At 70.3% G+C, this 18,001-nt stretch carries 17 protein-coding genes; 5 read left to right on the top strand and 12 right to left on the bottom strand.

Going from position 1 to position 18,001, the window contains the following annotated elements:
* Window positions 1-370: 370 nt before the first annotated feature.
* The 6 genes from mftF to mftA are packed head-to-tail and all read right to left on the bottom strand — an operon-like array spanning window position 371 to window position 5,545.
* Window positions 371-1,792: a mycofactocin biosynthesis glycosyltransferase MftF gene (mftF, locus tag ABZ453_RS44545; RefSeq protein WP_359024764.1), complete on the bottom strand. Its 1,422-nt coding sequence runs from the start codon at window positions 1,790-1,792 to the stop codon at window positions 371-373.
* Window positions 1,789-2,601, bottom strand: coding sequence for a mycofactocin biosynthesis peptidyl-dipeptidase MftE (gene mftE / locus ABZ453_RS44550; protein WP_359024766.1), 813 nt, complete (start codon window positions 2,599-2,601; stop codon window positions 1,789-1,791). Before mftE ends, mftF begins: the two co-directional genes overlap by 4 nt.
* Window positions 2,602-2,603: 2 nt before the next feature.
* On the bottom strand, window positions 2,604-3,785 hold the full coding sequence (gene mftD, locus ABZ453_RS44555) for a pre-mycofactocin synthase MftD (RefSeq protein ID WP_359024769.1): 1,182 nt from the start codon (window positions 3,783-3,785) through the stop codon (window positions 2,604-2,606).
* 59 nt (window positions 3,786-3,844) lie between these two features.
* Window positions 3,845-5,095, bottom strand: coding sequence for a mycofactocin radical SAM maturase (gene mftC, locus ABZ453_RS44560; RefSeq protein WP_359024771.1), 1,251 nt, complete (start codon window positions 5,093-5,095; stop codon window positions 3,845-3,847).
* A complete protein-coding gene (gene mftB / locus ABZ453_RS44565; protein ID WP_359024773.1) occupies window positions 5,092-5,379 on the bottom strand; it encodes a mycofactocin biosynthesis chaperone MftB in 288 nt (95 codons plus the stop codon). The genes mftC and mftB overlap by 4 nt, the downstream gene beginning before the upstream one ends.
* Window positions 5,380-5,392: 13 nt before the next feature.
* Window positions 5,393-5,545: a mycofactocin precursor MftA gene (mftA, locus tag ABZ453_RS44570; protein ID WP_359024775.1), complete on the bottom strand. Its 153-nt coding sequence runs from the start codon at window positions 5,543-5,545 to the stop codon at window positions 5,393-5,395.
* A gap of 298 nt (window positions 5,546-5,843) precedes the next feature.
* Here mftA and ABZ453_RS44575 point away from each other — a divergent pair, with 298 nt between their 5' ends.
* Window positions 5,844-7,427: a GMC family oxidoreductase N-terminal domain-containing protein gene (locus ABZ453_RS44575; RefSeq protein ID WP_359024777.1), complete on the top strand. Its 1,584-nt coding sequence runs from the start codon at window positions 5,844-5,846 to the stop codon at window positions 7,425-7,427.
* A 28-nt stretch (window positions 7,428-7,455) separates the two neighbouring features.
* On the opposite strand, the gene mftR is transcribed toward ABZ453_RS44575, so the two are convergent.
* From mftR to ABZ453_RS44595, 4 genes are all read right to left on the bottom strand, one after another.
* Window positions 7,456-8,142, bottom strand: a complete 687-nt coding sequence (gene mftR, locus ABZ453_RS44580) for a mycofactocin system transcriptional regulator (protein WP_359024779.1) — start codon at window positions 8,140-8,142, stop codon at window positions 7,456-7,458.
* A 484-nt stretch (window positions 8,143-8,626) separates the two neighbouring features.
* Window positions 8,627-9,703, bottom strand: a complete 1,077-nt coding sequence (locus ABZ453_RS44585) for a CaiB/BaiF CoA-transferase family protein (RefSeq protein ID WP_359024781.1) — start codon at window positions 9,701-9,703, stop codon at window positions 8,627-8,629.
* Window position 9,704: 1 nt separating this feature from the next.
* Window positions 9,705-10,862 carry an acyl-CoA dehydrogenase family protein gene (locus ABZ453_RS44590; protein WP_359024783.1) on the bottom strand — a complete coding sequence of 386 codons (1,158 nt, stop codon included), beginning with the start codon at window positions 10,860-10,862 and terminating at the stop codon, window positions 9,705-9,707.
* Between the two features lie 8 nt (window positions 10,863-10,870).
* The gene (locus tag ABZ453_RS44595) at window positions 10,871-12,055 is read right to left on the bottom strand and encodes a thiolase family protein (protein ID WP_359024785.1); all 1,185 of its coding nucleotides are present in this window, start codon (window positions 12,053-12,055) and stop codon (window positions 10,871-10,873) included.
* A gap of 136 nt (window positions 12,056-12,191) precedes the next feature.
* Between ABZ453_RS44595 and ABZ453_RS44600 the strand changes: the two genes are divergently transcribed.
* Genes ABZ453_RS44600 through ABZ453_RS44610 form a run of 3 tightly spaced genes read left to right on the top strand, consistent with a single transcriptional unit; the run spans window position 12,192 to window position 14,647 of the window.
* Window positions 12,192-13,160 (top strand): nitronate monooxygenase family protein, encoded by a 969-nt coding sequence (locus ABZ453_RS44600; RefSeq protein ID WP_359024787.1) that lies wholly within the window; start codon window positions 12,192-12,194, stop codon window positions 13,158-13,160.
* 18 nt (window positions 13,161-13,178) lie between these two features.
* Entirely contained in the window at window positions 13,179-13,940 is a 762-nt protein-coding gene (locus ABZ453_RS44605; RefSeq protein ID WP_359024789.1) for a 3-hydroxyacyl-CoA dehydrogenase, read from the top strand.
* A 47-nt stretch (window positions 13,941-13,987) separates the two neighbouring features.
* Window positions 13,988-14,647, top strand: a complete 660-nt coding sequence (locus ABZ453_RS44610) for a TetR/AcrR family transcriptional regulator (protein ID WP_359024791.1) — start codon at window positions 13,988-13,990, stop codon at window positions 14,645-14,647.
* 281 nt (window positions 14,648-14,928) lie between these two features.
* Here the strand turns inward: ABZ453_RS44610 and ABZ453_RS44615 are convergent, their stop codons facing one another.
* Window positions 14,929-15,582, bottom strand: coding sequence for a PaaI family thioesterase (locus ABZ453_RS44615; RefSeq protein WP_359024793.1), 654 nt, complete (start codon window positions 15,580-15,582; stop codon window positions 14,929-14,931).
* A gap of 191 nt (window positions 15,583-15,773) precedes the next feature.
* Here ABZ453_RS44615 and ABZ453_RS44620 point away from each other — a divergent pair, with 191 nt between their 5' ends.
* Window positions 15,774-16,445, top strand: a complete 672-nt coding sequence (locus ABZ453_RS44620; protein ID WP_359024795.1) for a TetR family transcriptional regulator — start codon at window positions 15,774-15,776, stop codon at window positions 16,443-16,445.
* A gap of 9 nt (window positions 16,446-16,454) precedes the next feature.
* Here the strand turns inward: ABZ453_RS44620 and ABZ453_RS44625 are convergent, their stop codons facing one another.
* Window positions 16,455-17,891, bottom strand: coding sequence for an aldehyde dehydrogenase (locus tag ABZ453_RS44625; RefSeq protein WP_359024797.1), 1,437 nt, complete (start codon window positions 17,889-17,891; stop codon window positions 16,455-16,457).
* Window positions 17,892-18,001: the final 110 nt, after the last annotated feature.

Consider the following 18,001-nt stretch of genomic DNA (forward strand, 5'->3'; position numbering starts at 1 on the left):
CTGGGCAGACCAGCGGACACCTCCTGCCCGCACACCAGCCGAAAGCCCAGAACCCGCCCTCGGAGAACTTCGAAATCCCGTCGGTGGATCAAGGCTAAAGCCTCGATGTATGGCTCGGCCGAAGGCCAGTCGGTCGGTCGGCCGGTCGGCCAGTCACGGTGTCCTGGACATGGCGACTCTGCCCGCGGCGATGGGGATCATCCACCTGGAGCACGCCTATGGCTTCGCGACCGACGACCGGTTCCTCGTCGGCACTCCGTTCGCGTTGCTCGCAGTGATCACCGTCCTGTTCATGAAGGGAGGTGCCATGGCCATGGGCGCAGCAGCCCGACGTGGTCGGGCTGGGGCGTCAGCCGGGTGTCCGCCCCGGTCAGCACGCACGCCGACCGGATATTCGCATGGACGGGCGTAGCGCCGCCGTGGAGCGGCCTTTGACGGCGGAATACCATACTCCGGCGCCGTAGGCCAGATCGTCGAGGCGGCGTGCGATGCCGTAGCGAAGTGGATCCAGGCCCGTCTCACCGAACCGGTACTCACAGACGACGTCCGCCACGGCCGCCACCGCAGCCGCACGGCGCAGACGGCTCGACGCCAGACAGCCGACGGCGGCGAGCGGCCACCAGTGTCGGGTGATCAGGGACCCGCCCTGCAGCAGCGTGACCACTCCCCCGTTGGCGATGAGCCGCACCGCGTGGCGCCACGGCCGGTCGGTTCCCCGCAGCTTCCCGGCGATCCGCCCGGTGGTGACCGCGCAGACGACGCCGGCCGCCGGGAGGGACCATCGTCGCTGCGCGAGCAGGGCGAGCAGCAGCGCGGCGCTCCAGGGCGCCAGCACGACAGGCGCGGCGTACCCGGGATGGCGCTTGGCGATCGGGTGCGCGCCGGTACCGTAGAACGCCTTCCGCCGGATCCAGGCGGTGAGCCGCGTCCGGTGCTCGTGGGCGGCCTGCGCGGTGGGTTCATAGCGCAGACGCCATCCGTCCCGCTCAAGTCGCCAGCACAGGTCGACGTCCTCTCCGACGCGCATGCGGGCGTCGAATCCCGCGGCGGCGGCGAAGGCATCGGTACGGACGACCACACAGGCGCTCGGCACCCAGGAGACCGGCGTGCCGGAGCGGACGGCGGCCGGTCTGCTCCCCAGGTCGAGGGACGACCGGGCGTTCTCGTAGCGGCCGAGCCAACCGGTGGTGTCTCCCGTGTCGAGGCCGGCGATCCGTGGCGCGGCCAGGGCGACGCGCGGATCGGCGAAGCAGTCCAGCAGGGTGGGCACGGTGGTGGGCGACAGCACGACATCCGAGTCGACGAAGGCGACGAAGGGCGTGGTGACAAGGCTCAGTCCGGCATTGCGGGCACCGGCCGGACCGAGATTGACCGGCAGCAGCAGCAGCCGTGCACCGTGCCGCGCTGCGACCCGGGCGATGTGGTCGGGGCTTCGCGAGGCGTCGTCCACGATCACTACCGGGGCACCGGAGGGGATGCTCGCCAGTAGGCGGTCGAGTTGCCGGGGGCGGTCGCGCACCGGGACGACGTATGTGCAGACCGGTCCGTCTCCCCTTACGTCCGTCGTGCCCGGCTCCGGTGAGGGGTGTGCGAGGCCCGCATCCAGAAGGCGGTCCGCGAGGAACGCTCCGGCCTCGTCCCGTACGCGAAGCTCGCGTCCGGACAGCAGCGTCCGGGCGCGAGGGCTGAGCCGGAGCAGCCGGGTGGGGTGTCCGCCGAGGAGTGCCCGCCCTTCGTCGAGTATCCGGGTACGGTCGTCGAGGACGACCCTGAAGCCATGCGGCAGTGTCACGAGTGGCCCTCCTTCGGCAGCGTTGCGGGCGGAGCGGATGTGAGGGAACCGCCTCGGCAGGGCGGTACGCAGACGCACTCCTCAGATGTCGCGACGAGTCGGCCGTGCCTGCCCGTGCAGCCCGCGCTGACGCGGCTCAGGGCGGCCGACACCATGGACGCGAGCAGGGCCCGGCCCTCGGACGCGGTCGCTCCGGCGGGGTCGCCGAGCACGCCGGTGGGCGACACATGTCTCACACCCTGGGCCATCAGCTCCGGCAGCAGGTCGGCGAGTGGGCGGGTGTCGCCGGGAACGGCCTCGGCGAGGCGGACGTCGGCAGGGGCCAGATGCAGCATCAGTGAGGTCTCGGTCCGCCCCGCGTGGGCATCCCCGCCGGGTACTTCACAGCCCAGCCAGGCCACGTCATGGCCTTCGTGGCGGAGGCTGCCGACGGCCGCGTCGAGAGTGGACACATTGCCGCCGTGTCCGTTGACGAAGACGGTGCGGCCGGCCCATGTGGACAGCGAGCGGACGGTCTCCACGAGCACGACGCGCAGCGCGTCGCGGCCGATGGAGACCGTCCCGGGGAAGCCGGCGTGCTCTCCGCTGGCGCCGTAGGCGATGGTCGGAGCGAGTACGGCGGACAACTCGGCCGCGACCGACCGCGCCACCGCGGTGGCGATGACGCTGTCCGTGTGCAGGGGCAGATGCGGCCCGTGCTGCTCGGTGGCGCCCACCGGCACCAGTACCAGCGGGTTCGCGGGTACCTTTGGCCAGGTGAGGTGTGCCAGCGGTGCGGGGCGGGCTGCCTGGTGACGGTCTGTCGGCATGGTCAGCCGTTCGGTCCGGCGATGCGCGTGAATCCGTCCGGGACGACGAGGTCGTCCGGCGACAGTTCGTGGACCGAGGCCCGGCCGAGGCCGAGGACGGCGGAATCGAGTCCACCGCGCATGATGTCGAGGACGTTCTCCACGCCTGCCTGCCCGTTGGCCGCGAGCCCCCAGAGGTATGCGCGGCCGATGAGCACCGCCCTCGCGCCCAGCGCCAGGGCCTTCGCCACGTCACCGCCGCGGCGTACGCCCCCGTCGAGGAGAACCTCCACCGTGTGGCCGACAGCCTTGGCCACCTCAGGGAGCAGGCGGATGGTGGCGGGTGTGGTGTCGAGGTTGTTGCCGCCGTGGTTGGAAACGGAGATGCCCGTCACACCGGCGTCGACCGCCCGCTTGGCATCGTCGACCCGGCTGACCCCCTTGAGCAGGAACGGGCCTCCCCACTCCTCCCGCATCCACTTGATGTCGTCCCAGGTCGGGGGAGTGGTCTGCATCCACTCGCCGTAGGCGCCGAAGAAGGTCGGAACGCCGCCCTCGGGCGAGCGGAGGTTCGGTGTGGTGAGATCGGGTACTCGCCCGGCCCGTGCGAAGGACCACAGCCATCGGGGGTGCCGCGCCACTTCGGGGGCGAACCTCAGCATCGTTCTGAGATCGATCCGGTCGGGGATGCTCGGACTGCCCCAGTCCCGTCCGTTGGAGAACGACCAGTCCAGAGTGGCGATCAGCGCTCTGGCACCGGAGGCCCGCGCCCGCTCCATCCGCTGGACCATCGTCTCCCGGGTGCCCGACCAGTACATCTGGAAGAACGTGTTCGGGTTGGCCGCGGTCACCTCCTCGACGGGCTTGCTCGCGAAGGAGCTCAAGCCCATGATGACGCCACGGTTCGCCGCGGCGCGGGCGACCGCCACCTCTCCGTCGGGGTGCACCGCCTGAACGCCTGTCGGTGAGATGACCACGGGGATCGCGGACGGTGTTCCGAGGACGGTGGTGGACAGATCGCGCTCCGCGTGATGGCCCACGATACGTGGGGCGAAGCCGAGTTCGGCGAATGCCTCGTTGTTGTCGTCCACGGTGCGCCCTCGCTCCGAACCTGCGACGAGCGCGCCGTAGACCGAGCTCGGGAGTCGTTTGCGCGCACGGCGTTGCGCTTCGGCGACGGTCTCGAACCAGGGGTTCCTGCCCATATACGGCCTCTCCGTACAGTTTTCGAAGTACTCGGATGTGGTGTCGCCCAGCCGTCGGGTCAGTCGGTGCGCAGTCCGGCGAGAGGATTTTCGGCACACGCGGCGACGGGCGGTGCGGCCAGGTCCGGACGGCGGGTCAGCACGAGGTCGACGGTGCCGGGACGGCGTGCGGGTTCCTTGCGGTGGGAGTGGTCACCGGACGGCTTGGGCAGGTGGCCGGCGCCCTTGGAGCGGTCGGCCAGCAGATGTTCGCCGTGACCCTGGACGCATTCGGGGTCGGGGCCGTCCAGCGGCAGCCCGGTGAAGAACTTGGCCGCCAGGCACCCGCCCTTGCAGCTGTCGTAGAAGGCACAGGACGCGCACGCTCCGCCGTGCTGCGGTGCGCGCAGCCGGTGGAAGAGCCCGGAATCGCGCCAGACCGCGGCGAAGCCACCGGGCGTGCGCACATTACCCGCGAGAAAGTCGTCGTGGATGGCGAACGGACAGGCGTACACGTCTCCGACCGGGTCGATCAGACACACCACCCGTCCGGCTCCGCACAGGTTCAGGCCGGGCAACGCCTTGCCGTACGCGGAGAGGTGGAAGAAGGAGTCGCCGGTCAGAACACTGTCACCGTGCTCCATCAGCCAGTCGTACAGCTGCCGTTGCTGCTCCGGTCGCGGGTGCAGCTCGTCCCACACGTCCGCGCCGCGCCCCGACGGCCGCAGCCGGGTCAGCCTCAGCTGGGCTCCGTAGCGGTCGGCGATGGCCTTGAACTCGTCCATCTGCGGAATGTTGTGACGAGTGCACACGACGGAGAGCTTGAAGTTCGCCATCCCGGCATCGCTGAGGTTGCCCATCGCGCGAAGTGCCGTGTCGTACGAACCGGGCCCGCGTACCACATCGTTGACCCCGCGTGTCGCGCCGTCGAGCGAGATCTGCACGTCCACGTAGTCGTCATCGGCCAGGCGACGGGCGGCCTCGGGTGTGATGCGTACCCCGTTGGTGGAGAACTTCACTCCCACGTGGTGTGCGGTGGCGTAGTCGAGGAGTTCGAAGAAGTCCGGGCGAGTCGTGGGCTCGCCACCACCGATGTTGACGTAGAAGACCTGCATGGCCTCCAGTTCGTCGATGACGGCCCGGGCTTCCGCCGTGGTCAGCTCGCGCGGGTCGCGGCGCCCGGAGCTGGACAGACAGTGACTGCAGGACAGATTGCAGGCGTAGGTGAGTTCCCAGGTGAGACAGATCGGGGCGGCGAGGCCGCGCTCGAAGAGATCCACCAGACGTTCGGTGCCTGGGGCCGGCCGCAGCGTGCCGGGGACTGGGGTCATGGGATCGGAGTCCTTTCGACGACCATCGACGACCTGGCGAGGGCGGCGAGCGCCCGCCCGTAGCGCGGCAGGTCCTGCTCCGCCACGCCGGCGGCCGCGCAGGCCGCGCGCGCGGTGGCCGCACTCTCGAGCGTCCGGACGACCGTGAGCAGCCTGACGTCCTTGAGGAAGGAGAGCTGCCGGGTACCGAAGTGGTACAGCAGCGCGCCGAAGGGTTCCGGCCGTACCGAGACCTGAGGGTGCAGCGCCCAGGCTCGGTCGAGTTCGGGAGGCAGGGGAGTCATGGCCGGCAAGTCCTTAGTAGACACCGCACATGCCGTCGATCGAGACCTCCTCGATCAGGTCGTCCGCCTCGATGAGCGGGGCGGACGCTTCCGGGGATCCGGGCGCGATGTCCCCCGGGAGGCGGGCGGCCTCGGTCTCCGGTGTCGTCGACGAGACGTCATTCATGTGTTCTCCCTGGTTGGTGCCAAATGTGTGGGTGGGAATCACGGAGCCACGTGGTGTGCCGTGACAGGTGCGGAGGGAGTGGGAGGCGCGCCGTGGACCACGGCGGACAACTATGGCCTCCGGTTGGGGAATTACCGGGTGTTGTGCGGTTCACCGCCGTGCCGTGGGTACAGTCGGAGAGTATTGGCATGCCGTGCCAAAATGGAAGGGGTGTGCAGATGTTGTTGTCCACCGAACCGGATGAAGCCTCGTCAACGGCCCCGTTTCACATGGAGACGACGGTCATAAAGGCGCGGCAGTGACGCGTTCCCGCCCCGATGTGATCGTGGTCGGCGCGGGGGCGGCCGGTGCGACGCTCGCGTCACGGCTGACCGAGGTTCCCGGGCTGAAGGTGCTGCTGTTGGAGGCGGGGCGAGTCCCCCGCGGTCTCGCCGGATTCGGTCCGGAACTGCTGGACGCGCGGTTGATCCCCGGAGCTCGGCCGGGCCATCCGGACATAACCGCTCACCATGTGCGCCTCACTCCGCGGCGCCCGTGGCAGGTCCCGCGCGGGCGCGTCCTCGGCGGCTCGACCACGGTCAATGGGGGGTATTTCATCCGCGCACGGCGTGAGGACTTCGACCGCTGGGCGGCCTTGGGCAACCCCGCCTGGGCCTACGGCCAAGTCCTGCCCCTGTTGCGGAAACTGGAGTCCGATCTGGACTTCGGAGCGAGCGACCTGCACGGCGGCGACGGTCCCATGCGCATTCGCCGCGGCCGTCTCGACCACCCCGCCGCCGCGGCGTTCCGCGGTGCGGCCCGTGCGCTGGGCCACCCCGCCGAGCATGACAAGAACGACCAGGAGCCGCCGGGGTTCGGTCCCGTGCCGGCCAATGTCGTCGACGGGGTACGCGGGAACAGCGGGCTCGCCTACCTTCCCCCGGACGTGCTCGACCGCCCCGGCCTCGACGTCCGGGGCGGCTGCCGAGTCCACCGGGTCGTTGTCGAACGGGGCCGCGCCACGGGCGTCGTCGTCGAGCGCGGCGGCGCCATCACCCGGGTGGACGGCGGTGCGGTCGTGCTGTGTGCCGGCGCCCTGGCCTCACCCCATGTGCTCCAGCTCTCCGGCATCGGCCCCCGCGCCGACCTCGAACGCCTCGGCATCCCCGTGGTGCGGGACGCTTCCGCCGTCGGCGCGCAGATCAGCGACCATCCCCAACTCGTCCTGGAATGGACCCCGCGCGAGGAGCTCGGCGCCCCTTCCGGTTCCTGGCTCGGCGGCTGTCTGCACCTGCGCTCTGCCGCCGGGGGAACCGGCTGCGCTCCTGCCGGTTCGGACGGGCCGGGCGATCTCGAGATCCTGCAGTCCCTGGTTCCCATGGCGGGGCTCGTCGGCGGCACGGTGGATGCCCCAGGTGCCCCGCTGCCTCTGCTGGTCTCCGCGCTCGCGCCTCGCCGGTCCGGCCGCCTGCGCATCCGGTCCGCCGACCCGGTCACTCCCCCGGACATCGACTACGGCTATCTCTCCGCCGCGGACGACTATCGTCCTCTGCGTGACGCCGTGCGCACCACCGCCGCGCTCTTCGGCACCGAGCCGTTCGAAGCCGTCGCGCACGGGCTCGTCGATGTCGGCCCGGCGATCCTCGATGACGACCGAAAGCTGAACCACTGGATCGAAACCCGTCTCGGGACGGCCCAGCACACGTGCGGCACGGTCCCGATGGGCCACCCGGACGATGCACGGCACGCTGCCGCTGACCAGTACGGGCGCGTCCACGGTGTTCGTGACCTGCGGGTGGCCGACACCTCTCTGCTCCCCGACGCCCCCCAGCGCGGGCCGGCAGCCACCGCGGTACTCGTGGGTGAACTCGTCGCCCACGCCATCGTTTCCGGCCTATCCTGACCCTTCCCCTGCGCGCTGCCGACAGGCGCTACAACGCGCCGAGTCCGTCGGCCAGCTGCCGCATCAGCCGGTCGAGCAGTTCGGCCAGGCAGGCGTCCTCGTCGGCCAGCCAGTGTTCATACGCGGCGATGGCCGCGGCGAGTGCCGCGTGACCGAAGAACCGTGGCAGCATGTCCGAGGGCGCCAGGCCCATACGCCGGGCCGTGAACTCGGCGACGATGCGCCGCCATGAGTAGTAGCGCAGGGTGGCGTCGGCCTGGAGCGCGGGTACGGACAGGATGAGTTGCATGCGCTGCCGGTGCCATGGCACAACGGTGTCGTCGAACCGGTTGAACTCGACGACGGCTTCGCGCAGGGCGTCCACGACCGGGACCTCCGGATCCATGGTGTTCAGCAGATCGCGGAAGCCGACGAGCTGCTGCTCGAAATCACCCCAGACCAGATCGTTCTTGGACGCGAAATACCGGAAGAACGTACGTCGGCCGATACCCGCGGAGCGTGCGATGTCCTCGACCGTGGTGGCGTCGAACCCCTGCCCAGCGAAGAGTTCGAAGCCCAGCCGCTCCAACTCCGCCCGCGAAGTGACACGCGGACGCCCGCTCCGGGTCCCCGAGGCCTGCGGCAGGCTCGCCCCGGTCCCGCTTCCGGGCCCTGCCGCGACGGTCCCGCTGTGCGCCACCGGCTCCACCGACACCCCTTCCTGCCTGGACGACACCTCACGATACGGCCGACAGGCGATGCAGGGGCCGGTTCGCAGTCGAAGAACAGGCGGGCAGGTCGGGTCACAGCGCGTGCCGCCAGCCGGTTGTCCTCCCCCACCGGCACAAGCTTCCATTCAACGTCACCGGCGACGTGAGCGCCGAGCCTGGCAGCCGGCCGGAGTCGGGAGAGCCGATCTGGTCTTTCCAGGGCACCCGGTCCAAGACAGCGACGGGCGACCGGACAGTACGGTTCCAGGCACTCCCGCCGCCTGAGGGGCGATCCGACGACGGACCTCCGGCGACGCTACGCCTGTGCGGCGGGGGCGGCGGACAGTTCCTGCTGTCCTGCCGGTGAGCCCGTCGGCCAGGATCTCCGGGGTGCCCTGCTCGCTCGCATGCAGCGCCTGAGCTGCGACGTCGGCGGGGTCGACCGTGTCCTCGGGCGGCATCCCGGCGGTCATGTCGGTGTCCAAGGGGACCGTGGACATCCCCGTCCGCTCAGATCTGCCAGTCGACAGACACCGCACCAGTGTCCGCGTCGGGGACGGGCGGGCGCGCGGGCATCTGGGGGACGGTCCTGGAGAATCGCGGTGCCGGTGCGGGCTGGGGCACGCCGTCGAGTTCCGTCAGCGTGCCCCGCGCGGTGAGGTGCGGATGCCGGCGGGCCTCCTCGAAGGTCAGTACCGGCGTGACGCACGCGTCGGTGTCGGCGAAGACCTTCACCCAGTGGTCCCGTGGCCCGGTGTGGAACGATTCGGCGATCCGCGACCGCAGCGTCGGCCATCCGACGCGGTCCGTCTGGTCGGGCAGCTCCGCCGGGTCCAGCCCGAGTCCGCTCAACAGCTGTGCGTAGAACTGCGGCTCGATGGCTCCGACGGCCACATACCGGCCGTCGGAACACTCATACGTGTCGTAGTACGGTGCGCCGCCGTCGAGGATGTTGGTGCCTCGGGTGTCGCTCCAGTTTTCCTGGGCGCGCATGGCCCACACCATCTGCAGCAGCAGGCTTACCCCGTCGACCATCGCCGCGTCGACGACCTGGCCCTGCCCGGAGCGCTCCCGCTCCCACAGCGCGGCCAGGATCCCGGTGAGCAGCAGCATCGAGCCACCGCCGAAGTCCCCGACGAGGTTGAGGGGCGGTACCGGGCGTTCACCGGGCCTGCCGATCGCGTGCAGCGCCCCGGTGAGGGCGATGTAGTTCAGGTCGTGCCCGGCCCGTGACGCGAGCGGACCGTCCTGTCCCCACCCTGTCATCCGCCCGTAGACGAGGCGTGGATTGAGCGCGAGGCAGTCGTCGGGACCGATGCCCAGCCGCTCGGCGACGCCCGGTCGGTAGCCTTCGACGAGCACGTCGGCTTTCCCCACCAGACGCCGCACCAGGTCGAGCCCGTGTTCCGTCTTCAGGTCGGCGTGGACCGAGCGGCGCCCGCGGAGCAGCGCGTCCCGCTCCGCGGTTCCCGGCCGCTCCACCCGTACGACGTCGGCGCCCAGGTCGGCGAGGACCATCGCGGCGTGCGGGCCGGGGCCGATGCCCGCGAGCTCGACGACACGCAGGCCGGTCAGTGGTCCGGTCATGTCAGCCCTCCGACCGTGCGAGGTCGCGGCCGATGATCTCCTTCATGATCTCGGTGGTGCCGCCGTAGATCGTCTGGATGCGCGAGTCGACGAACGCTCGCGCGACCGGGTACTCGAGCATGTAACCGTAGCCACCGTGCAGCTGCACGCACCGGTCGATCACGCGCTTCTGGAGTTCGGTGATCCACCACTTGGCCTTCGCGGCGTCGACCGCGGACAGCCGTCCCTCGTTCAGCGCCAGCACGGCGGCGTCGTGGTACGCCCTGGTGACGTCGAGTTCGGTGGCCATCTCGGCGAGGACGAACCGGGTGTTCTGGAAGTCCCCGATCGGGCGGCCGAACGCGCGCCGCTCGAAACAGTACCGCCTGGTCTCGGCGAAGACGGCCTCGGCACTCGCCAGGGCGGCGGTGCCGATCGACAGCCGCTCGAGCGGCAGCCGCTCCATGAGGTGGGCGAAGCCGCGGCCTTCGGTGCCGAGCAGGTTTGCCGCCGGCACCCGGACCTCGTCGAAGAAGAGCTCGGCGGTGTCCTGGGCCTGGAGGCCGACCTTGTCCAGCTTGCGCCCGCGGGTGAAGCCCGGGGTACCGGTCTCGACGACGACGAGACTGAAGCCGCGGGAGCCGGCGTCCGGGTCGGTCCGGGCCACGACGATGACGAAGTCGGCGTTGATCCCGCTGGTGATGAACGTCTTCTGGCCGTTGACGACCCATTCGTCGCCGTCGCGGACCGCGGTGGCGCGTATGCCCTGCAGGTCGCTGCCCGCTCCGGGTTCGGTCATGGCGATGGCACCGATCAGTTCGCCGCGGGCCATGCCGGTCAGCCATCCCTGCTTCTGCTCATCGGTGCCGAGGTCGGCGACGTAGGGCACGATGATGTTGTCCTGCAATGAGAAGCTGGAGATCAGGGACGTCGCGCCGGCCTTGGCGAACTCCTCGATCACCACGACCTGGTAGCGGTAGTCGGGTTGCCCGCCGCCGCCGTACTCCTGCGGGACGCTGAGGCCGATGACGCCCTGCTTGCCCGCGGCGAGCCAGACCGGACGGTCGATCAGCCTTTCCTCGTCCCAGCGCGACAGGTTGGGCGTGACCTCCCGGGTGACGAACTCCTCGACCAGCTCCCGGTAGACGTCGTGGTCGTCGGTGAACAGGGTGCGATCCATCGGTGCTCCTAAAGACGTTCGATCAGGGTGGCGTTGGCCATGCCGCCGCCCTCGCACATGGTCTGCAGGCCGTAGCGGCCGCCCGTGGCCTCGAGGTGGTTGAGCAGCGTGGTCAGCAGCCGCGTGCCGGAGGCGCCGAGGGGGTGTCCCAGCGCGATCGCGCCACCCCGTGGGTTGAGCCGCTCCGGGTCCGCGTCCAGTTCGCGCTGCCACATCAGGGGCACGGGTGCGAACGCCTCGTTGACCTCGTACGCGTCGATGTCCTCGATCCTCAGGCCGGCTCGTGCCAGCAGCTTCTGCGTGGCGGGGACGACCCCGGTCAGCATCAGCAACGGGTCGCTGCCGGTGACGGCGAAGCTGTGGAACCTCGCCCGCGGGCGCAGGCCCAGCTCGTTCGCCCTCTTCTCGCTCATCACGAGGACCGCGGAGGCTCCGTCGGTGAGCGGCGACGAATTGCCCGGGGTGATCTTCCAGTCGATCTCGGGGAACCGGCAGCCGGTCTCCTCGTCACGGAAGGACGGCCTGAGGCCGGCCAGCCCGGCCGGGGTGGTGCTGGCGCGGACCGTCTCGTCGAGCACGGCCGCCTGCTCCGCGCCCAGGACGGGGACCGGGACGATCTCGCTGTCGAAACCGCCGGCGGCCGCGGTGGCCGCCGCGCGCGCGTGCGAACGTGCCGAGTACTCGTCGAGGTCCTCCCTGCTCAGTTTCCACCGCCCGGCGATCAGTTCGGCCGAGACACCCTGGTTCACCAGACCGTCGGGATAGCGTGCGGCGACGCCGGTGCCCGCCGCGTCCTGCCCCATGGACGGCGTTCCCATGGGGATCCGGCTCATCGACTCGACCCCGCACGCGATGACGACGTCGTAGGCCCCGGCCAGGATGCCCTGCGCGGCGAAGTGGGCGGCCTGCTGGCTGGATCCGCACTGCCTGTCGATCGTCGTCGCCGGAACGGATTCCGGGAGACCGGCGCCGAGCACGGCCGACCGGGTGATGTTGAGCGCCTGCTCGCCCGCCTGGCCGACACAGCCGCCGATCACGTCGTCGACGACGGCGGGATCAACCCCGGTTCGCCGGACCAGTTCACGCAGGACATGACTGAGCAGGTCGGTCGGATGGACACCGGAGAGCTGTCCACCCGGCTTGCCCTTGCCGGAGGGAGTACGGATCGCGTCGACGATGACTGCGGCGGTCATGAAGTCCTCCTCGTTGCCCCTTACCTAACGATCGCTAAGTTCCTGAAGGCCCGTCAAGGAGAGGTGTCTCACATTCCTACCTAGCGCTCGCTAAGTATGGTGGGGTTCTCCAGTACCTCAGGAGAGGCGGTCAAGCGTGCGCACCAGGTTCACCGAGGTGTTCGACGTCGAGCACCCGATCGTGCAGGGCGGGATGCAGTGGGTCGGCCGGGCCGAGCTGACCGCGGCCGTGGCCAACGCCGGCGGCCTCGGATTCATCACCGCGCTGACCCAGCCGACACCGGAAGCACTGGCCGCGGAGATCGCCCGTTGCCGCGGGCTCACCGACAAACCGTTCGGGGTGAACCTGACGATCCTCCCGTCGATCAGTCCGCCGCCGTACGCGGAGTACCGCGACGTGATCGTGGAGTCAGGAGTACCGGTGGTGGAGACCGCCGGCTCCAACCCCGCAGAACACATGGCCGCGTTCCGCTCGGGCGGGGTGAAGGTGCTGCACAAGTGCACCAGCGTCCGGCATGCGGTCAGAGCTCAGGAACTCGGCGTGGACGGGATCACGATCGACGGATTCGAGTGCGCCGGGCATCCGGGCGAGGACGACATCCCGGGTCTGATACTCATCCCCGCCGCGGCGGAGGAGATCACCATCCCGATGGTCGCCTCCGGCGGCTTCGGTGACGCGCGCGGTCTCGTGGCCGCGCTGGCGCTGGGCGCCGACGGCATCAGCATGGGCACGCGCTTCCTGGCGACCACCGAGGCGCCGGTGCACGAGAACGTCAAACGGCACCTGGTGGAGGCGTCCGAACGGGACACCGAGCTGATCTTCCGCCCACTGCGCAACACCGCCCGGGTCGCGAGCAACCAGGTGTCCCGCGAGGTCGTCGCGGTCCTGGAGCGGGGCGGCGCGTTCGAGGACGTCCGGGAGCTCGTCGCGGGCGCCCGGGGCCGGAAGGTCTTCGAGACCGGTGACCTCGACCTCGGCGTCTGGACCGCCGGTCTGGTCCAGGGACTGATCAGGGACATCCCGACGGTGGCCGACCTGATCGGGCGAATCGTCGACGAGGCCGAAGAACTCATCACGGGCCGGCTGAACCGGCTCGTGGACTGAACACGAGAGGAGTCGTACATGGACGTCAAGGACACCGTCGCACTGGTGACCGGGGGCGCGTCGGGCCTGGGGCTCGCGACAGCCAGGGAACTGCACGGCCACGGCGCGAAGGTGGTCATCGTGGACCTGCCCTCGTCCCCGGGAGAGTCCGTTGTTGAGGAACTGGGCGACGGGACGGCGTTCGCCGCCGCCGATGTCACCGACGAGGCACAAGTGGCCGCCGCACTGGACGCGGCAGAGGCGTTCGGCCCGCTGCGGGTCGCGGTTAACTGCGCCGGCATCGGCAGCGCAGTCAGGACCGTGGGCAAGAAGGGCGTCTTCCCGCTGGCCGACTTCACCCGGGTCCTCAACGTCAACCTGATCGGCACGTTCAACGTGATCCGGCTCGCCGCCGAACGCATCGCTCAGTCCGAGCCGGTGGGTGAGGAACGAGGTGTCATCATCACCACCGCCTCGGTCGCCGCGTTCGACGGGCAGATCGGGCAGGCCGCCTATTCCGCCTCCAAGGGCGGCATTGTCGGCATGACCCTACCGATCGCCCGTGACCTGGCCGACCTGAATATCCGCGTGGCAACCATCGCCCCCGGCCTTTTCCGCACCCCTCTGTTCGCCACGCTGTCGGACGAGGCGATCACCTCGCTCGGCGCCCAGGTGCCTCATCCGTCCCGGCTCGGCGATCCCGCCGAGTACGCCGCACTGGCCCGCCACATCGTCGAGAACGCCATGCTCAACGGCGAGACCATCCGCCTGGACGGTGCCATCCGCATGGCACCTCGCTGACACGTCCGCGAGCCGGATATCCTGTCGGCCGGCGCAGGGAGGAAGCGATGCAGGGCTCGGCCGAGCCAGACACCAAGGACGACTGGCTGCACTTCGGCCCGCTCGAGCTGAGCCCCATCCTGGCCGCGGCACTCGACGTGATGTACGAGAACGGCTACCACGGCGCGACCGTGCGCGACATAGCCCGGCGCGTCGGGCTCACCGTGCCCGCGCTGTACTACCACCACGAGAGCAAGGAAGGCCTCTTCGCCGCGCTGCTCGAGGTCGGGACCGGCGAGGTCGCCTGGCGGGTGCGCAGCGCGGCTGAGGAGACACCGGACCGGCCCGACCTGCAGTTCGTCAACGTCATCCGCGCCGTGGTGCTGCATATGGCCCACCGCACGCGTCTGGCCGCATTGGATCAGGAACTGCGCTATCTCTCGCCCCGCAATCGCCAGCGGTACGCCGCTCGCCGCAAGGACGTGGAGAACGTCCTGGTCGAGATCATCGACACCGGGACCCGGGAAGGATTCTTCACCCCCCACGATCCTCACGAAACCGCGAGGGCGCTTCTCGGGATGTGCCAGTCGGTGGGGCGCTGGTACTCCGCCGACGGGCCTTTGACCCCGGACGACGTGGCGGAGCGGTACATCGACATCGCTCTGATGACCGTCGGGATCGCAAAGCGACCGGGACCACGGCCGGCCCGGCGACGCCGGTCGCGTTGAGCGCTCCGCTGGATGTGCGGGCAGCCGTCGTCGGTCGGCTGCGGCGCCGTCGTGGCTGGTCGCGCCCACGCGGCGGAGCCGCGAATGTCACAGCCCCACGCCCCTTCGGGGCGCTGCCGAACCGCAGCGGACTCGGCAGAACCGCTCGAAGCCTGTCCGGAGCACTCCACGGGCACGCCCGGCGGCGTGCGGGGACACCTGACCGACGACGCCCCACTTACGACTCCCGCCTCGCACCGTCGGGCTCCGCGTCGCCACGGGCGCCGCGCCGTCGCGTCGGTTCAGGACTGCTCGGCGGTGAGGCTCACGAACAGACCGGTGGCCTGCGCGCAGAGCACGTCGCCATGCCGGATCTCGCCGGCGAGGTAGCGCTTTCGTCCGACCTCCTGCTCGAACCAGGCACGGACGACGAGTTCCTCGTCGACCGGGGTGACCGCGCGGAAGTCGACCGTCAACGAGGCCGTCCGGGCTGGCGTCCTCCCCGCCGTGTCGGACAGGCGTCCGAGCACCTCATCGAGCAGCAGGGCGATGGCGCCCCCGTGGACGGCGCCGTTGCCGCCCAGGAAGAACCGCCCGAACGTCACCGTACCCTCGACGCTGTCCGGGCCACGTGCCGTCATGACGAACGCGGGCGCCATGACCTGCCCCCTGCCCGGGAGGTCGACCCGGTGTCCGAACGCCTGCTCCCGCTCCGGCACCGCCTGGGTGCGGAGCCGTCTTCGCCAGGCCTCGACGTCCGCGGTCAGCCCGGCCGCGAGGTCCGCGTCGGGCACCGCGCCCGCGAGGTCGTCGAGGAAGCCGCGAACCGCGGCCATCAGCGGTCCGTAGGCGGACCCGCCGACCAGACCGTCGGGATCGCCGTGGCCGTCCGGGACAAAGGACTCGGGCACCCCGATACGGGTCGCCCACGGCTCGGCGCCGTGCATCATGGACATGTTCACCCCGTCAGCGCATGTGAGTTCCCTGAAGAGGCCGTGGGCCGAGCGGACGTCCGCGGCGCCTGCTAAAACTATCACCATTAGGTGAGTGGCGTCGCGGCGGGTCAACTCACCGGCCCGGAACCGGCACGCCCGCAACCGTGAGAGAATCCGGAACAGGACCGCAGGGGTCGATCCGAGGAGGACGGGTGCCGCGTCCGAGCACACCATTGATCAGCCGCAAGGCGACGATCGAGGCGGCACTGTCGATCATCGACGACGACGGCCCGGACGCCCTGAGCCTCCCGCGCCTCGCGCGCGAACTGAAGGTGAAGCCGCCATCGCTGTACTACCACTTCGCCGACAAGGAGGAGATCCTCACCGCGGTCGCCCGGGCCATCGTCACGAAGACGGTCATTCCCCGGCGCCCCGCGTCCGGGGACTGGTCGGAGTGGTTGACCCGGCTGAGCCTGAACTTCCGCAGCGCGGTGCTGCGACACCGCAGGGCGGCCCCGATCCTGCTGCGATACCTGCCCCGCGACTATCTGACCAACATGTACGAGGACGTGGCCAAGTACCTCGCCGAATGCGGCGTCCCGCTGGAACTGCACGTGCAGATCCTGGACGGCATGGAGAAGCTCGCGCTCGGAGCCACGATCGTGGAGGCGATGCAGCCGGCGCCGCGGACCCGGGCGCAATTCGCACACGCCGACCCCGAGAGCCATCCCGTGCTGTCCGCCGCCGACCGGGCCAATCAGCTGAACGCGCGACAGCTCTTCGAACACACCGTGCGCAGCTATCTCCTGGGCATCGCGCACTTCGGCAGTATCGGAACGAGCCGGTCCGGCGAGTTGCCCGACCGGCTCGACGTCAGCGCCTGACCCTGCGGGTCAGCCTCGGTAGACCGACTTCGTCACCAGGTACGACGCAAGTCCCTCCGGGCCGAGTTCACGACCCAGACCGCTCGCCTTCACCCCGCCGAACGGCGCGTTGACATGCAGTTCGTAGTGGTTCACCCCGACCGTGCCGGTGTGGATCCGGCGGGCCAGGGACAACCCGTGCCCGGCGTCGGCACTCCACACCACGCCGCCGAGGCCGTAGGCGCTGTCGTTGGCCAGCGCGACCGCGTGGTCCTCGTCACGGTACGGGATCACGCAGAGAACCGGCCCGAAGATCTCCTCCTGGGCGATCGCCGAGGAGTTGTCGACGTCGGCGAAGACGGTCGGCTCGACGAACCAGCCCGGCCGGTCCGGAACACCACCGCCGGTGGTCAGCCGGGCGGACGTCCTGCCCCGCTCCACATGCCCCAGGACCCGCTCCCGCTGGGCGGCGGACACTAGCGGCCCCACCTGCGTCGCCCGGTCCAGGGGATCGCCGACTCTCAGTCCGGCGACGGTCGCCGTGACCGCTTCGACGACCTCGTCGTAGCGGCCGACGGGCGCGAGGATCCGGGTCGCGGCGTGGCAGGTCTGTCCGTTGTTCGGCAGGGACACATCCAGCAGTTTTCCGGTGAACAGGTCGAGGTCCGCGTCGTCCGCCACCAGCGACACCGACTTGCCGCCCAGTTCGAGCGTGACCGGGCGGAGCAGCCGACCGGCGGTCTCCGCGATCGCCCGGCCCGCGGCGGTCGAACCGGTGAAGGCGACCTTGTCGACGTCCGGGTGCTCGACGAGGTGAACCCCGGCCTCGCGATCGCCGGGCACGACGTTCAACACCCCGGCGGGCAGCCCGGCCGCCTCGGCGGCGTCAGCGAGGACGAAGGCGTCGAGAGCGGTTTCGGGCGGCGGCTTGAGGACCACCGTGCAGCCCGCGGCGAGCGCCGGCGCGACCTTCATGACCGCCAGTGACTGGGGATAGTTCCACGGGGTCACCGCGGCGACGACGCCGACCGGCTGACGCGTGACCAGGGTGTCTCCGCCGGTCGGGCTCGGCCGGCTCTCCTCGTCGGGCAGATCTCCGGCCAGCGAGGCGTAGTACCGGGTGATGAATCCGGGAGCGCTGCCGTTCACCGTCCTGGAGAGCGAGATCGGCATGCCGTTCTCGCGGCTCACCAGGGCCGCGGTCGTCTTGCGGCGGGCATCGAGCTCCCCTGCGAATGCCGTCACCAACTGGGCCCGCTCCGCCGGGCGCAGCCGCGCCCAGGGGCCGGTCAGTGCCCGCCGGGCGGCTGCGACCGCTCGGTCGATGTCATCGGTGCCCGCCAGCGCGGTCGTGGCGAACACCTCGCCCGTCGCGGCTTCGATGACCTCGTACGAGGCGCCCTTCGCCGGCTCGGTCCATCCACCCTCGACGTACAGCGCGGGCCGGTCGTACTCCGATGACGTCACATTTCCTCCTGGGGGAGCTGAGCGCTTCGCTGGATGTGCGGCAACGGGCCGCCGTTCGGCTGCCGCGCCCTGGTGGCTGGTCGCGCCCACGCGGCGGAGCCGCGAATGTC

It is taken from the genome of Streptomyces sp. NPDC005799, assembly GCF_040630525.1.
Lineage (GTDB): Bacteria > Actinomycetota > Actinomycetes > Streptomycetales > Streptomycetaceae > Streptomyces > Streptomyces griseorubiginosus_B.